11 protein-coding genes, 1 tRNA gene and 1 pseudogene are annotated in these 15,855 nt (G+C 65.7%); 5 read left to right on the top strand and 8 right to left on the bottom strand.

Annotated features, from left to right (window positions below; translation table 11 throughout):
- Positions 1 to 141: 141 nt before the first annotated feature.
- The 8 genes from AC3G7M_RS10135 to AC3G7M_RS10170 all read right to left on the bottom strand — a co-directional run bounded on the left by AC3G7M_RS10135 (position 142) and on the right by AC3G7M_RS10170 (position 9,755).
- A complete protein-coding gene (locus AC3G7M_RS10135; RefSeq protein ID WP_489211678.1) occupies positions 142 to 906 on the bottom strand; it encodes an anti-sigma factor in 765 nt (254 codons plus the stop codon).
- On the bottom strand, positions 903 to 1,502 hold the full coding sequence (locus AC3G7M_RS10140) for a sigma-70 family RNA polymerase sigma factor (protein WP_489211680.1): 600 nt from the start codon (positions 1,500 to 1,502) through the stop codon (positions 903 to 905). Before AC3G7M_RS10140 ends, AC3G7M_RS10135 begins: the two co-directional genes overlap by 4 nt.
- Positions 1,503 to 1,644: 142 nt before the next feature.
- Positions 1,645 to 3,144 carry a cobyric acid synthase gene (locus AC3G7M_RS10145; RefSeq protein WP_489211682.1) on the bottom strand — a complete coding sequence of 500 codons (1,500 nt, stop codon included), beginning with the start codon at positions 3,142 to 3,144 and terminating at the stop codon, positions 1,645 to 1,647.
- 100 nt (positions 3,145 to 3,244) lie between these two features.
- On the bottom strand, positions 3,245 to 5,467 hold the full coding sequence (gene parC / locus AC3G7M_RS10150) for a DNA topoisomerase IV subunit A (protein WP_489211684.1): 2,223 nt from the start codon (positions 5,465 to 5,467) through the stop codon (positions 3,245 to 3,247).
- Positions 5,468 to 5,535: 68 nt separating this feature from the next.
- Positions 5,536 to 6,297, bottom strand: coding sequence for a DNA repair protein RecO (gene recO / locus AC3G7M_RS10155; protein WP_489211686.1), 762 nt, complete (start codon positions 6,295 to 6,297; stop codon positions 5,536 to 5,538).
- Positions 6,298 to 6,371: 74 nt separating this feature from the next.
- Positions 6,372 to 6,896: a molybdenum cofactor biosynthesis protein B gene (moaB, locus tag AC3G7M_RS10160; RefSeq protein ID WP_489211688.1), complete on the bottom strand. Its 525-nt coding sequence runs from the start codon at positions 6,894 to 6,896 to the stop codon at positions 6,372 to 6,374.
- Between the two features lie 9 nt (positions 6,897 to 6,905).
- Positions 6,906 to 8,603: a lytic transglycosylase domain-containing protein gene (locus AC3G7M_RS10165; RefSeq protein WP_489211690.1), complete on the bottom strand. Its 1,698-nt coding sequence runs from the start codon at positions 8,601 to 8,603 to the stop codon at positions 6,906 to 6,908.
- Between the two features lie 270 nt (positions 8,604 to 8,873).
- The gene (locus tag AC3G7M_RS10170; protein WP_489211692.1) at positions 8,874 to 9,755 is read right to left on the bottom strand and encodes a uracil-DNA glycosylase; all 882 of its coding nucleotides are present in this window, start codon (positions 9,753 to 9,755) and stop codon (positions 8,874 to 8,876) included.
- Between the two features lie 182 nt (positions 9,756 to 9,937).
- On the opposite strand from AC3G7M_RS10170, the gene AC3G7M_RS10175 reads away from it, so the two are divergent.
- From AC3G7M_RS10175 to AC3G7M_RS10195, 5 genes and pseudogenes are all read left to right on the top strand, one after another.
- On the top strand, positions 9,938 to 11,650 hold the full coding sequence (locus AC3G7M_RS10175) for a tetratricopeptide repeat protein (protein ID WP_489211693.1): 1,713 nt from the start codon (positions 9,938 to 9,940) through the stop codon (positions 11,648 to 11,650).
- A 14-nt stretch (positions 11,651 to 11,664) separates the two neighbouring features.
- Positions 11,665 to 12,558: a 4-(cytidine 5'-diphospho)-2-C-methyl-D-erythritol kinase gene (locus AC3G7M_RS10180; RefSeq protein ID WP_489211694.1), complete on the top strand. Its 894-nt coding sequence runs from the start codon at positions 11,665 to 11,667 to the stop codon at positions 12,556 to 12,558.
- A gap of 42 nt (positions 12,559 to 12,600) precedes the next feature.
- Positions 12,601 to 12,675 (top strand) — tRNA-Gln (locus AC3G7M_RS10185).
- Positions 12,676 to 12,798: 123 nt separating this feature from the next.
- Positions 12,799 to 12,867: pseudogene (locus tag AC3G7M_RS10190) on the top strand (ATP-binding protein); the annotation flags it as partial.
- Positions 12,868 to 13,519: 652 nt separating this feature from the next.
- The gene (locus AC3G7M_RS10195) at positions 13,520 to 15,817 is read left to right on the top strand and encodes an Orn/Lys/Arg family decarboxylase (RefSeq protein WP_489211696.1); all 2,298 of its coding nucleotides are present in this window, start codon (positions 13,520 to 13,522) and stop codon (positions 15,815 to 15,817) included.
- Positions 15,818 to 15,855: the final 38 nt, after the last annotated feature.

Consider the following 15,855-nt stretch of genomic DNA (forward strand, 5'->3'; position numbering starts at 1 on the left):
GCCGTCAGGGCGCCTCATGCGAAACAACGCCCTTTTCGTCATCGCCTGGCTTGACCCGGCGATCCATGTTTGGGCGCACAGAGGCCTGGATGCCCGGCATGAAGCCGGGCATGACGGAGGATTGTTGTTTATCTTGACCAATCAACCATTGCTGGCGCCGGCATAGGCGCTCATATGGCCTTGCCACAGCACAGGGCCCTGCGGCAGGCCGGTGGTCGATCCGCCCTTCTGCTCCAGGCTGACCATGATTTCCATAGGCGCCTTCATCTCACTGGGCAAAGTGATGGTGCGGCCGTCAGCCGTGATCAAGCCAAGCGGCTTCGGCACCTTCTCCCCATCGGGCAGGCCCCAGAGTTCGAGATCCTTGCCCGACGCGACGGCAATATGCTGCAGCGGCTTGAACTGCACGACGTTGTCCGGGCCGGCCGAGGCCAGCCAGAACGGCGTGCTGCCTTGCGGGGCCGTCAAAACAGCGGCCGCAAGCGGCACGCCGGGGGCGGCAGGCCCGGGGGTCGGCACGGACGGCTGATGGATCACCACGACGATTGCAAGGGCTGCGGCAAGGCCGAAGCCGAGCGCCGTCGTGCTCTTCCAGAAATTAAGCCGGCGCATCAGGCTGGCGCGCGGCGGGTGCGCCGCGCGGGCGGTGCCTGCTTCGGTGGCGGCGGCCAGCGGCGAGATGCCGCAGCTGGTCGCGATCCTGTTCCACAGAGCGGCGGGCGGTGCGACCGAAGGCACGAGGATGGCAAGCGGGCTTAGCCGGTTTTCCCACTCGGTGATGGCGTCGCTCAGGGCGCTGTCGGCATCGGCGCGGCGCTGCACGGCGTCCCGCTCGGCGCCGTCCAGCACACCCAGCACATATTCAGCCGCGATCAGGTTGCGATCGTCTTCCTGAAAGTCGCTCATGTCTCGAGGCACCGCTTGAGACTGGCGAGCGATCGCCTGATCCAGGATTTGATGGTGCCCAGCGGCGTGCCGGTTTTTTCCGCGATATCGCTGTGGGACAGACCTTCGGTGAAAGCCTGGACCAGCAGCACGCGGCGCTCGGGCTCCAGCTCGGCCAGGCAGCGGTGCAGCGCGGTCCCGGCCTCGCTCGTCTCCAGCTGGGCGAGCGCGTTGGGGCTTTCGTCTTCCTGCTCCGGCGCTTCGTAGCCGGCATGTTCGCGCACGCGGCGGCGGGTGATGTCGAGCGCGCGATAGCGCACGATGCTGGTGAGCCAGGCGGCCGCGGCGCCGCGCGCGGGGTCGAAGCGCACGGCCTGGTTCCAGACCTGAACGAAGGCATCATGCGTGGCGTCCGCCGCCAGCGCCTGATCACGCGTGATGCGCATCGCGAGCCCGTGCAATCGCGCGGATTGGGCGTCATAGAGCGCGCGAAAGGCCGCTCTATCGCCGGTGGCGCAGCGCAGCAGCAGGGCCGTCAGAGCGGCATCGCTGCGGTCTGATGCATCGGCAGACTGGGTCAGCAGAGTAGGATACTCCCGCACAGGTACAGCGCGCACCGGGCGCGCAGAGTGGCTGCCACGACTATTGCGAGTACGGGTCCGGGACGCAACCCGGCTTGCTGCCGCGCGGGCGAATAGGGCCATCGGCTGGAAACATCCTTCACCAATCCTGTCCGGCCCTGAAAGACCGTCTCCTCAGTTACGACGGCAGGACCGCCCCGGATGCCGCGATGGCCAGTATCTTGGGAATATCGCAATGCAGAGCGAGATGGTCTGCAAGTGCATCCAAAACCGCATCTACGGACGACGCATGCGCGCGGCCCGAGGCGCTGACGCCGAAGCGGCTGAGCCAGGCGGCACGCTGACGGTCATCGCCAAAAAAACCGTGGATGTAGGTGCCCATCACGCATGCGTTATCCGAGACGGCACCGTCACTTCTGCCATCGGGGAAGGTCACGACGGGCCGCGCCGTCGCGGGGCCGGTGGTGACGCCCATATGCATCTCATATCCTGAGAGCGGCAGCCCGTCGGCGGTGGTGGCGCTGTCCACGCGGCGCAGCTGTTTGGGTCCGCGCAGCACGGTTTCGACATCCAGCAGCCCCAGACCCGGCACGGTGGCGGGTGGCCCCTCGATCCCGTCTGGATCGGCGATGGTCTGGCCCAGCATCTGATAGCCGCCACACAGGCCCATGACATGGCCGCCCCGCCTGACATGGGCGATGATGTCGCTGTCCCAGCCATAGGTGCGAAGGGCGGCAAGATCGCTGATCGTGGTCTTGGAGCCCGGCAGGATCACGAGGGCGGTTTCGGGCGGCAGCGGCGCGCCATCGCGCAGCATCAGCAACTCGACCGCGGGTTCGGCCGCGAGGGGATCGAGATCATCGAAATTGGCGATGCCGGGCAGCACCGGCACGGCGATGCGGAGTTTTCCGGCGCGCGGGGCGCCCCCGCGCGGGCTGGCGCCGGCGCGGGATGCGAGATCGGCCGCATCTTCCGCGGGCAGGCGGTGGGCGTCGCTGAAATAGGGGACCAGGCCGAGCGGCGCCCAGCCGGTGCGGTGGGCGATGAAGCGCATGCCGTCCGCAAAAAGGCTGAGGTCGCCGCGCATGCGGTTGACGATGAAACCCTCGATCAGCGCGCCGTCGGCCGCATCCAGGACCGTATGCGTGCCGACCAGGCTGCCGATGACGCCGCCGCGGTCGATGTCGCCCGCTAAGATAACGGGGACCCGCGCCGCGCGGGCAAAGCCCATATTGGCGATGTCATTGGCGCGCAGATTGACCTCCGACGCGCTGCCGGCGCCTTCGACCAGCACGATATCCGCGTCCGTTTGCAGATGCGCAAAACTTTCCAGCACGAAGGGCATCAGCTGCGGCTTCAGCGCCTGATAGTCGCGCGCACGCGTCTGGCCCCAGACGCGGCCCTGCACGATGATCTGAGACCCGACCTGGCTTTGCGGCTTCAGCAGGATGGGGTTCATGTGGACCGATGTCTCAACCCCGCAGGCCTGCGCCTGCAGTGCCTGGGCGCGGCCGATCTCTCCGCCATCCGCCGTCACGGCCGCATTGTTCGACATGTTCTGCGGCTTGAAGGGGCGGACGCGCAGGCCCTGGCGTGTCAGCAGGCGGCAGAAGCCGGCGACGAGCATGGATTTGCCGACGCTGGACCCGGTGCCCTGGATCATCACTGCGCGGGTCATTGTGTCGCCACGTCATGCCCGCGAAAGCGGGCATCTCCTTCCCGCCGTAGTTGCTTAGCCAGAAGATCCCCGCTTGCGCGGGGATGACGACGCTTCATTCTCACGCGCCGAAACGGCCGTTCTTGGGGAAGCCGACCGGCGGCTGGCGGCCGGTCTGGGCGCGGGCACCCAGCCAGTCCTTGAGATTAGTCTCCGTCCGGGTGCGTTCGCCCGATTTCCAGGACAGGCCCTCGGCCAGTTTGAAGATGCGCACATCGGCGACGCCGCCATCCTTGTACTTCTGGAGCTGCACGCCCATGCCGCGCGCCATCTCCGGCACCTGATCGAGCGGGAAGACCAGCATCTTGCGATTTTCGCCGACGATGGCGAGGTGGTCGCCGTCGCCCACCGGCACCGCAAGGGTCAGTTCCTCCCCCGGTTTCACGGTCATCACCTGCTTGCCGGCGCGACGCTCGGAGAGGAGTTCGTCGCCCGTGACGATGAAGCCGCGGCCCGGTGTGGAGACCAGCAGGAAGCGGCTGGCCGCCGTATGGGCGAAGAGGGTGACGACCTCATCCTCATTGCCGAATTCGGCGAGCAGGCGGATGGGCTGGCCGTCGCCGCGGCCGCGCGGAATGTCATTGGCCTTGATCGTATAGGCGCGGCCGTTGGTGGCGAGCAGGCAGAGCTTGTCCACCGTCTCGCAAGGCAGGATCAGGCGCAAGGAATCGCCTTCCTTGAAGCGCAGCTCGGCATCCGGTGCGACGGCCCCTTTGACCGCCCTGATCCAGCCCTTTTCGGACAGGATGACGGTGATCGATTCGCGCTCGACCAAAGCGGTCTCGTCGATGGTGACGGCCGCGGGTGCGGTGCCGATCAGGCTGCGGCGGGCGCCGAGCGGGCCCTGGCCGTGGGTCGCGCGGATCTTTTCGAGTTCCGCCACAATGCGGTTCCAGCGCAGCTTTTCGTCACCCAGCAGGGTGCGGAGATCCTTGCCTTCCTTGGAGAGGTTCTTGTGCTCCTTGCGGATTTCAATCTCCTCCAGGCGGCGGAGCGAGCGCAGCCGCATATTGAGGATGGATTCCGCCTGAAGATCGGTCAGCTCAAAGGTCTTCATCAGGCTGGGCTTGGGCTCGTCCTCCTCGCGGATGATGCGGATGACCTCATCGAGATTGAGATAGACGGCAAGATAGCCGTCGAGGATTTCCAGCCGCCGTTCGATGGCGTTGAGGCGATGCTGCGAGCGGCGGACCAGCACGTCGTGACGATGGTCGAGCCAGGCGCGCAGAACGTCGCGCAATGACATCACGCGCGGCGTGCGCGTCCCGTCGAGCACGTTCATATTGAGCGGAAAGCGGCTTTCCAGCGCCGAGGTGCGGAACAGGCTTTCCATCAGCATGGCGGGCTCGACCGTGCGGGCTTTCGGTTCCAGCACGATGCGCACCGTCTCGGCACTTTCATCCCGGATATCGGCGAGCAGCGGCAGCTTTTTGTCTTCCATCAGCTGCGCGATCTGCTCGATCAGCCGGGATTTCTGCACCTGATAGGGAATTTCGGTGATGACGATGGTCCAGGTGCCGTGCTTGCCCTGTTCCACTGCCCAGCGGGCGCGAATGCGGAAGCCGCCGCGGCCTGTCTCGTACGCCTGCAGGAGCGCCGCTTTTTCCTCGACGATTTCGCCGCCCGTAGGGAAATCCGGGCCGGGCATGAAGGTCAGCAGGTCGGCGGTGGAGGCATCCGGCTTCTGAATCAGCAGAATGGCCGCGGCACAGACTTCACCGGCATTATGCGGCGGGATGGAGGTCGCCATGCCGACTGCGATGCCGGCCGCGCCATTGGCCAGAAGATTGGGGAAATTGCCGGGAAGAACCAGCGGTTCCTGCTCTTCACCGTCATAGGTCGCGCGGAAGTCAACCGCGTCCTGGTCGATCCCTTCCAGCAAGGCCTGGGCGACTTCGGTGAGCCGCGCTTCGGTGTAGCGCATGGCCGCCGCGTTATCGCCGTCGATATTGCCGAAATTGCCCTGGCCTTCGATGAGCGGATAGCGAACCGAAAAATCCTGGGCGAGGCGGACCATCGCCTCATAGATCGAGGCATCGCCATGAGGATGGAACTTACCCATGACGTCACCGACCACGCGGGCGCATTTCTTGAAGCCGGACGTCGGGTCCAGACGCAACTGATGCATGGCGTAGATCAGCCGGCGATGGACCGGTTTCAGCCCGTCACGCACATCCGGCAGGCTGCGGGACATGATGGTCGACAGCGCATAGGCGAGGTAGCGGTCACTGAGCGCATCCGCGAGGGGCGTATTCTCGATATGGCCGGCGAGGTCGTCAGGCATGAAAGTCTCCGGGCGGCGGGACGGAACGTGTCCCCGGGCGCGAACGATACAGGAACGGAATCGGGCTGTCAGCCCGGTGACGGGGGTCCGTCAGCCGGGCCGGCCAGAGCCACGACCATCTGATAGAGATGACGGCGGGCTTCGGGAAGCGGCCGATGATGATGGCCGAAGGCGTCGCGCTCCAGGAAATGGCCGGTGAGGCGCAGCGCATCACGCCATTCGGCGGCCTCATGATCGGGGGAATTCGCCCCCGGCCGCAGGAAGGCTGGCAGCGGCAAAAGCTTGGCTGCCCAAGGACCGGCGGCCGCCTCCGTCACCGCGCGGCCGGTGCGGGGGGAGACATAGGCGAGGCCATGGGTCGCCCCGGTGACGGCGCAGGCCGAGAGATCCAGCCCGTAGCCGAGATCGGCGAGCAAAGTGAGTTCAAACCGCGCGAGATCGGCTGGCGACGCAAGCTGGCTTGCGATCCGGGGCAGAAGATTGAGCAGCGCAGAGAAGCTGGCGGGCTGGGCCTGCCGTTCGGGCAGCGCGCCGGCGGCGGTCGCGCAGGCGGCGCGCAGCAAGGCGAGGGACAATGCGTGATCCATCGCACCGGGGGCGATCGCCTGCACCATTTCACCCGTGAGATGGCCGAGCTGTTCGGCGAGGCGCCCGGACCACCGCAGGGCGACGAGATTGCCGGTTTGCCAGAGTGCGACTTGCCGGCGGGTGCCGCCGCCTCGCACCAGACCCTTATGCAGGCCGTGGGACGCGGTGAAGCTGGTCACGATGAGATCGCTCTCGCCGTAAGGGCGGGCGTCCAGGACAATACCGGGCTCGTCCCATTCCATCAGCGCACTTTGCCAGACCCTACTATGCCGGGCGTCCTCCGCCGGTTTTGCAACGGGCTCACCGGCTCAGCGCGTTACTGGTGTTCCCGCAGGCGGGGCATCAGCTCGACCAGATTGCAGGGCTTGGTGCGGATATCGAGCTGGGTGGACAGTATACCCTCCCACCCGTCCTTGACCGCGCCCGCGCTGCCCGGAAGCGCGAACAGATACGTGCCGTTGGCGACGCCGCCGATAGCGCGCGACTGCATGGTGGAAGAGCCGATATGCTGGTAGCTGAGCATGCGGAAAAGCTCGCCGAAGCCGACGATCTCCTTCTCCAGCACGCGCATGAAGGCTTCGGGCGTCACGTCACGGCCGGTGATGCCGGTGCCGCCTGTCGATATCACGACATCGACATTGGGGTCGGCGATCCAGTCGCGGAGCGTCGACTCGATCGTATCGACGTCGTCCTTGATCAGCTTGCGGTCAGCCAGCTTATGCTCGGCTGCCTCGACACAGGCGACCAGAAGATCACCCGAGCGATCCTGTTCCAGGCTCCGCGTATCGGAGACCGTGAGGATCGCGATATTGACAGGGACGAAGGGGCGCGAAAGATCCATGCCGCAATCCTAGTGGATCGTCGCGGTACTTGCGATAGCCGTGGCGGTAGGATGGTGGTCGCTGATATGCGGAAATTCGCCTTGTGCGAGAGCATCCAGGCTCGGCACGGGCAGGTTCAACTGCGCGGCATAGGCCCAGGAATATCGTAACACACTGAAAACAAATTGCCGCGTCTCGGTATTCGGAATCATTTCGATATAGAGCAGCGGATCATTTTCGGCTGCCTGCGCGTTGCTCCAGGTCGATGTTTCCGAAGGGCCCGCATTGTAGCTGGCAAGAATACGAATGAGATCACCGTCGATATTCGTCTGCGATGCCAGATAGTTGATGTAGCGCTGGCCCATCTCGAGATTGTACGCAGGGTCGGACAGGCCGCCCGCACGTCGCTTTAGCTGTGTGGCGCCCCATTTGTTCATGAAGGCAGCGGTCGCCGGCATCAGCTGCAGCAGACCGCGCGCGCCGGCGCCGGAGACCGCCGTCGGATCGAAATTCGACTCGACGCGGACCAGCGCATAGAGCAGCGACGGGTCGATATGCAGGCCATGCTGCGGAAACAGCGACAGCGGCGGAATCACGATGGCACTGCCCGGCTGACGCTTCGGGTCGAGGGCTGCGATCTGGCTGGCGAGCGTCGCCATGCCGGCCTTCCAGGAGACCAGCATGATGGCGCGGCTGAGTCCGGCATCCTGGGCGACCGTCGGGTAAAGGTGGCGCAATTCCTCTTCCGCCAGATGATTCTGGCCGACTTGCAGCAGGGCGAATGCGCGGGCGCCGGCGGCCGTGCCGGCGACGGCTTCGAGATCGGCCAAGCCGAGCATCTGCTGGCTGATCCCGTCGGGCGCGTCCTGTCCCAGCATGCGCTGGGCCAGCGTCGCATAGAAGCCGGAGCCATTATTGCCAGCCCGGCGCATCCAGCTCAGATAGATCATGCTCTGGCCGGCCTTGAGCGCCGCGCGCGCCGCCCAGAAGGAGGCGGCGGAGACCAGATTGGGCGTGGCGCCGGGGGCGACCGCGGCATCGGTAAAGAGATCAAGCGCCGTCGCGCGGCCATCCCGCCAGGCGGCAAGCCCTGCCACGAAGGAGGGCAGGCCGAGCTTACCATGGGCCTCGCCGATGGCGGTTTTGGCGAGAGTGGCGGCGAACCGGTTCTTGCCATTCGCGAAGGCGAGACGCGCAACTTCGGCGCGCAGTGTGGCGCCATAAAGCTGGTCGATACGGGCGGCCGCGATGGCCGCGACCGCGGCATCGAACCGGCCGGATTGGGCGAGGCCAAGCACGCGCGCATCAAGCCCCGGCTGGCGGGCAATGCCGGTATCGGACGGGCCGATATCGAGATCGGCGCCGTCGGAGGGATTGGGCGGTGCCAGATAAGGGAGGGCTGCCAGCGGCGGCATTTTGCCGGATTTGCCCCGCAGGCGCAGCTGCAGGACGTGAGCGACGGCAGGCGCCTGCGGCTGCGTGCCGTATTGCGTCAGCCAGTCCTGCAACGCCGGCACGCTGGGCTTGTCATAAGGCCCGAGATAGCGGTCTGCGAGGATCGGGCCGAGCAGAATTCTGTTGGACAGCTGGGCGGTCGCCTTTTCGGCATCCGCGATTTTGCCCTGCGCCTGCAGGGCAAAGATCTGGCGCACCAGCACCGCATCGCTGGGGTTCAGGGGTTGTGGAAATGCAAAACCATTGCCGCTTTCCGGGTCCGATCGCGGCACCGCATAAGCAGTCTGGTCACTAAGCTTTGTCTCAGAGCCGCCCTTTTCCTGAGCATCTGCATGCAGGCCGGGAGCGGCCGTTCCAGCAAGAAGCGCGGCCCCGGCAAGCAATGCTTTGGGGCTGAAAAGACGGGAGAACGAATTGCCGATCCCTCGCATGCAGGCTGGCTACAACACCTTCGCCGGGAAGTGCAACCTCACCCGCTAGATGGCTGCCTGTATTCACTGCAGTCCATTCGGAAAAGCCCTCAGTTGCTGCCGCTTTTCGCCCTATGACTTTTTTGTAAGGGAGAGCTTTTCTTGCAATTGCAGCAAGTCTGACCAGGCTTCTCTTTTAGCCAGACTTGTCCGAAGTAAGTAAGCAGGATGATAGGTGGGCAGCGTTGGAATCGGTCGGTCCATACCCGGAACGGTCAGAGACTGCCAGCGGCCACGCATGCGGCGGATGCCCTGGGTATCGCCGGTGATGGCGCGGACCGCCGTCGCCCCCAGAAGCAGCAGAAAATCGGGCGCCACCAGCGCGATGTGGCGGAGCACGAAGGGCAGGCAGGTCGCGATTTCGGCTTCCGTCGGCGTGCGGTTGCCCGGTGGCCGCCAGGGCAGGATATTGGTGATCAGCACCTGTCTGCGATCGAGCCCGATCGATCCCAGCATGCGGTCGAGCAATTGCCCGGAAGCGCCGACGAAGGGCAGGCCCGCGCGATCCTCCTCGGCGCCCGGCGCCTCACCCACCAGCATGATGCGGGCTTCCGGGTTGCCGTCGGAAAAGACCAGATTGGTCGCGGTGTCGCGCAGCGCGCAGCCCTCGAACCCGGCGACCGCCGCGCGCAGCTCCGCGAGCGTCTGGCAGCCGGCGGCAAGAGCGGCGGCCTGCGCCGCTGCCGGACGGACCGCGCCGCGGCCGACAGGTGCGGCCAAAGCGCTACGCGCCACGGATTCCTGACGGGGAGGTGATGCGGCCAGAGGCGCCGGCGCTGCGGCCTCCGCGAGCGTCGTCCGCAGCACGGCCATGGCAGCGGGCTGGGACGAGAGCGCGAAGCGGTCGACACCCTCCGCCGTCAGGCTTTCATCCGCGCCCCATTCCAGCTGCAGGGCCAGAAGCGCCAGCGCGTCTCTCTGTGCCGATGCGGCGGCGGGGGCGCCGTCAGTCATGGGCCACATTCATCGGCCGGTCGGTCCTTGTGGTTATTTAATGCGGCCACGACGCCTGACGGGGGCTGGGCTGTCAAGCGAGGACACCGTGCGGAAGGGCCTGGGCCGTTTCTTCATGGCCTGCCCCGGATGGCGCAGCCGCGCCATGGCTGATAGCATCCGTCTTTATGAGAAATGCTCCGATGCTCGGCCGCTTTGTGCTGCTTGCCCTCACCGCTTTATCCGCCTGCGCGGCGACCACTCCGCCGGGTCTGGCCCAGACCGGACAGATGGGGCAGGACGGCCGCGCCGGGGCCTATGGCAATTTCCTGGTCGGCCAATATGCCGCCAGCCGCTACGACTTCCCGCGCGCGGCCAATGCCATGCGGCAGGCGCTGGGCGATGATCCGGCCGCGGCCGGCACATTGTCGGGCGAGACCTTCCTGCTGGAGCTGCTGGCCGGCAATGCCGCGACGGCGAGCGCCATCGCCACCAGCCTGCCGAAGGATTCGCTGGCCCAGCTGCTGCTGGCGGGGTCCGATGCGCGGGCCGGCCATTGGGCCGATGCGCTGCAACGCTATCAGGCGCTGCCGACACCCGACCCGCTGACCAGCGTGCTCAAGCCGCTTCTGGTGGCCTGGGCGCAGCAGGGCAATGGCGACACCCGCGCGGCGCTGACCACCCTGCAGACCGGCACCAATCCCGGCGCCCGCACCATCTTCGCGCTGCATACCGCCCTGATCGCTGATCAGGGCAAGATGATCGCCGTCGCCGCGCAGAATTACGGCATCGTCCAGGGTGCCCTGAATGTCACCAATCTGCGGCTGGTTGAGCTGCTGGCGAGCTGGGATGCCCGCACCGGGGATATGAACACGGCCAATCAGGTGCTGGACGGTCTGTCCCCCGACCTCGCCATGGCGATGACGTTGCCGGCGGTGAAGGCGCAGCTGATGACGCCGCCCGTGGGCACGGCCGTGCAGGGCCTGGCCGAGGTCTATGTCAATCTGGCGGCGGCGCTGGAAGATGAACTGGCGAACAACCCGCAGCGCGGCGGGCACGGCGCGGCCCAGCAGACGGTGATGACCATGCTGCAGCTTGGCCTGCAGCTCCGCCCCGATCTGACGCCCGCGCGCCTGCTGCTGTCCGAGGTCGTCGACAAGGGCAACAACGCCTCGGTGGCGCTCGCGCCGCTGCTGGCGATCAGCCAGAGCGATCCGCTTTATCCCCTGGCGGCGCTGCGCGAAGCGGTGTTGCTGACGCGACTGGGGCAGGACGATCAGGCGCGGACGCTGCTGCAACAGCTGGCCCAGACCTATCCCACGAACGCCGAGCCGCTGCTGGCGAGCGCCGATCTGTTGCGCCAGCAACAGAAATACGCCGATGCGGCCAAGCTCTATACGCAGGCTTTGCCGCTGCTGCCGCCGAATAGCCCGGCGGCCTGGGTGCTGTATTACGACCGGGCCATGTGCTTCGATCAGGCGGGTGACTGGCCGCGGGCGCAGGCGGACCTGGAACAGGCGCTGAAAATCTCCCCCGGACAGCCCTATGTGCTCAACTATCTCGGCTATAGCTGGGCGGTGAAGAAGCAGAACATGGCCAAGGCGCGGGCCATGATCGAGCAGGCGCTGCAGATCGTCCCCAATGACGGCGCGATCGTCGATAGTCTGGGCTATGTCCTGCTGCAGCAGGGCCAGGCGCAGGCGGCTGTCAGGACCCTGACCCAGGCGGTCAAGCTGATCCCCGAGGACCCGACCATCAACGCCCATCTGGGTGACGCCTATGCCGCCGCCGGCGAGCATCTGCAGGCCGTCTTCCAATGGCGCCGCGCCTTGCAGCTGGACCCCGCGGCCGATCTGCAGACCGAGCTTCTGGCCAAGCTGCAGATCAAGGCGGCCAGCCTGCCCGCCAGTAACTGACGGCGTCTGGCGCAATGCTGCACACGGTGGCGGTCCAGGATTTTGCCCCGGCGAAAGTGAATCTGACCCTGCGCGTCACCGGCCGCAGGGACGATGGCTATCATCTGCTCGATAGCCTTGTGGTCTTTGCCGATGTCGGCGACCGGCTCACGGCCAGTCCTGCTGCAGGCCTGTCGCTGCACCTAACCGGACCCTTCGGGGGTCCTTTGTCGGCCGAGGCCGACAATCTCGTGCTGCGGGCGGCGCGCCTGCTGGCGGAGGCCGCGGGCGTCGAACCCAATGCCGCGCTGGTGCTGGAGAAGACTCTGCCCATCGCGTCGGGCATCGGCGGCGGGTCGGCGGATGCGGCGGCAGCGCTGCGGCTGCTGTCCGATCTCTGGAACGTCACGCTGGATGGGGCCGCGCTGCAGGCCATCGCACTCAAGCTGGGCGCCGATGTGCCGGTGTGCCTCGCCTGTCAGCCCGTGCGCATGGCGGGAATCGGGGAGGTGCTGTCACCCGTGCCCGCGCTGCCGCCCCTGGGGCTGGTGCTGATCAACCCCGGCCTGCCGTGCCCGACGCCCGCGATCTTCCGTGCCCTGGCGGCGGCGGGGCAGGGGTTTTCGCCGGCCGATGCGGTGCCTGCGCAGGGCTATGCGTCGGCTGGGGATTTCGCGCATGCGCTGACGGCCAGCGGCAATGACCTTGAAATCCCGGCGATCGCCGTGACGCCGGCGATCGGCACGGTGCTGGCGGCCTTGCGTGCGGCGCCTGACCTGCTGCTGGCGCGCATGAGCGGATCAGGTGCCACTTGCTTCGGCCTTTTCCCGACGCCTGGTGCGGCCGAGGCGGCAGCTGCCGCTATGCGTCGGGACGGCTGGTGGGTTTGGGGCGGAGGGCTTTACGAGCCGCCCCTTCGCGCCCTATGAGCATGCGCGCCGGCATTGGATAGCGGCCGGCAGTTCCGGTTTTGGGGCGTAGCCAAGCGGTAAGGCAGCGGATTTTGATTCCGCCATGCGGAGGTTCGAATCCTCCCGCCCCAGCCACCGATTTTACACCAATAAAATCAATCACTTGCGGAATTTATCCACAAACGCACCGTAGCAATTTGCGGAGCAAAACTGCTTGATATCTTCCGTCGCGGCGACCGATTCTCAATCCGGGTCCACCTGCCTTTCGACAGCGAATGGTCCAGCGTGTTCGGCGACGCCACGATGACCACCGCGCTGCTCGATCGCCGTGACACAGGCCTCCGTCGATCGCTTCCTTCAACAAGCGACCATTCTTGAGAGCAACGTCGAGAGCCACAGGCGTGGGGCAGCTCTCGCGCGAAAAAGATCGACAGGACGACCACCCGTCAGAACGACCGCATAGGCCCGCGATAAATCCGCCGGCGACAATCAACCGTCTGACTCGGTCCCCCCATGCACTCGCCGGAAGACTGCAACAGAGCCGTTTCCGAACCTGTCCGCGTCACAGCTCTCCCAGGCGCCGAATGGGAAGAACAACTTGTCGATATCATCGGCTAACAAAAGTGCCGATAACCCCAACCGGACCTCACCACGCTCCCCAACCGACGCCGCGCGACAGCCGACACACGTCAGGACGAAATCCACGCTGCCCCAGCAGCCGCAAGCGCTGCCAAATCCGGGGATTCTCGACAAACAACCAACTGGGCGTGAGACCTGCCAGAGCGCTTTTCGAGACCATAGGTAGTTTCCGATCCTCCGGCAGAGATGGCCGCTAATCTACATTGAAGTCGGCCTGAAGGTGCCGGGGGGCGGTGGTGATCCAAAACGAAATTGGCGCGACGGATGCGCATGCCATCGTCGTGTCTGTGCAGGACCACGTCGTCGGCGTGACCCATACCCATGTCGTGAGGGAATAGCCGTGACCAATCTTCCAGGTATCCTTTTCAACCGCCGCGTTCTGGTGGTCCACGCAGGCACTGACGAGGTTACCGTGTCCGGCCGCGCCACGGCAGGCTTGCTGCGCGATCTGCAGGACCGCGATGTCGAGATCGTCGAAGCGATGTCGGTTGTGGAAGCCGCGGCGCAGATTGCCACTCATGCCCTGTTGCAAGCGGTGATGGTCGACTGGGAACTGCCCGGCGGACCGGACCATCAGGGCGCCTGCCAGGTGATCGCTGACGTGCGGGCGCATACCGCGAACCTTCCGGTCTTCCTGCTCGCCTCACGCGGCTCCCTTGCGACCGTCCCGTCCGACATCCTCGAGTTCGTCAACGACTATGTCTGGCTGTTCGAGGATACGCCGGACTTTATCGGCGGCCGCGTCGTCGCCGCCATAGACCGCTACCGCGCCAACCTGCTGCCGCCGATGTTCAAGGCTCTGGCCAAGTTCGCCACCACCTATGAGTATTCATGGCATACGCCGGGCCATGCCGGCGGCACGGCCTTCCTGAAGCATCCTGTCGGTCGCGCGTTCTTCGAGTTCTTCGGCGAGGAACTGTTCCGCTCCGATCTGTCGATTTCGGTCGAGCCCCTGGGGTCGCTGCTCGACCATTCGGGTCCGATCGGGGAAGCCGAGCGCAACGCGGCGCGGGTTTTCGGTGCGGACCGAACCTATTTCGTCACCAACGGCTCCTCGACCTCGAACCGGGTCATCCTGATGGCGAGCGTCACGCGTGATCAGATAGCACTTTGTGACCGCAACTGCCACAAATCGGTCGAGCACGCGATGACGCTGACCGGTGCGATCCCGACCTACCTGATCCCGTCGCGCAACTATCTCGGCATCATCGGGCCGATTCATCCGTTGCGTCTCGAACCGGTGGCCATTGCCCAGGCCATTGCGGAGAATGCCCTGGTCAAACCAGGCATCGACCCCAAGCCCGTGCATGCGGTGATCACCAACTCGACCTATGACGGGCTCTGCTACAAGGTGGAGCGCGTCGAAGCCCTTCTCGGCCAATCGGTGGACCGGCTACATTTCGACGAGGCCTGGTACGGCTACGCCCGCTTCAATCCGATCTATACCAAGCGCTTCGCCATGCACGGCGCGCCCGGCGACGATCGGCGCGACAAGCCGACCTTGTTCGCAACGCAATCGACCCACAAGCTGCTGGCCGCCCTGTCGCAGGCCTCCTATATCCATATCCGCGACGGACGGCACCCGATCGACCACGCGCGCTTCAATGAAGCGTTCATGATGCATGCGTCGACATCGCCACAATATGCCATCATTGCCTCGAACGATGTTGCCGCGGCGATGATGGATGGCCCTTCCGGTGCGACGTTGACCGGCGAGTCGATCCGCGAGGCGATTGCATTCCGGCAGCTGTTGGCGCGGCTCCACGCGGAATTCGCGGCCAAGGGTGACTGGTTCTTCAACGCCTGGCAGCCTGACGAGGTGAGCGACGGCACGGCCGGCGGTCGCGTGGCGTTCCATCTCGCCGACCCGGAAAGCCTGGCGCGGGACCCCGAAGCCTGGGTGCTGCACCCGAGCGAGGACTGGCACGGCTTCGGCGATCTCGAAGACGGCTATTGCATGCTCGACCCGATCAAGGTCTCGGTGGTGACGCCTGGCATGGGCCGCGACGGCACCCTAGCGGCCACCGGTGTGCCGGCAGCCCTGCTCTCCGCCTATCTCGGCGCGCAGGGGATCGTGGTCGAGAAGACCACCGATTTCACGGCCCTGTTTCTGTTCTCGATGGGCATCACCCGCGGCAAGTGGGGCACGCTGGTCAATGCGCTGCTCGGCTTTCATCGCGATCTGCGCGCCAATACGCTGCTTGCGGACGCCATTCCCGCGCTGGTCATGGCTCATCCAGAACGCTACGGCAAGACCGGCCTCGCCGACCTCGCGCGCGCCATGTTCGCCGCGATCAAGACACACCGGACCACCGAACTGCTGTCGGCCGGCTTCGGCGTTCTGCCCAAGGCTGATCTGTCACCGGTGGAAGCCTATGAGTGCCTGGTCAATAACCAGATCGAATCGCTCACCCTCGATGAGATGGCGGGCCGCACCGTCGCGACCGGCGTCGTCCCCTATCCCCCGGGCATCCCGCTGCTGATGCCCGGGGAGAATGCCGGGCCCGTCGATGGCCCCCTGCTCGGCTATCTCAAGGCCCTCGAAGCCTTCGACGCCGATATGCCGAGCTTCCGCCACGACATCCACGGTGTCGAGGTCAGAGACGGTGGCTACCGGGTCCTTTGCATCAAGCGCTAGCCTCGGCTCGCCGCGTTTCGACACACCCGAAAGGACCG

The sequence above is a fragment of the Acidisoma sibiricum genome, from assembly GCF_057837225.1.

Bases quoted from the DNA above. Each gene is read 5' to 3' on its own strand.
- AC3G7M_RS10135 (WP_489211678.1), bottom strand. From the start codon at position 906: ATGAGCGACTTTCAGGAAGACGATCGCAACCTGATCGCGGCTGAATAT.
- AC3G7M_RS10145 (WP_489211682.1), bottom strand. From the start codon at position 3,144: ATGACCCGCGCAGTGATGATCCAGGGCACCGGGTCCAGCGTCGGCAAA.
- parC (WP_489211684.1), bottom strand. From the start codon at position 5,467: ATGCCTGACGACCTCGCCGGCCATATCGAGAATACGCCCCTCGCGGAT.
- recO (WP_489211686.1), bottom strand. From the start codon at position 6,297: ATGGAATGGGACGAGCCCGGTATTGTCCTGGACGCCCGCCCTTACGGC.
- moaB (WP_489211688.1), bottom strand. From the start codon at position 6,896: ATGGATCTTTCGCGCCCCTTCGTCCCTGTCAATATCGCGATCCTCACG.
- AC3G7M_RS10170 (WP_489211692.1), bottom strand. From the start codon at position 9,755: ATGACTGACGGCGCCCCCGCCGCCGCATCGGCACAGAGAGACGCGCTG.
- AC3G7M_RS10175 (WP_489211693.1), top strand. From the start codon at position 9,938: ATGCTCGGCCGCTTTGTGCTGCTTGCCCTCACCGCTTTATCCGCCTGC.
- AC3G7M_RS10180 (WP_489211694.1), top strand. From the start codon at position 11,665: ATGCTGCACACGGTGGCGGTCCAGGATTTTGCCCCGGCGAAAGTGAAT.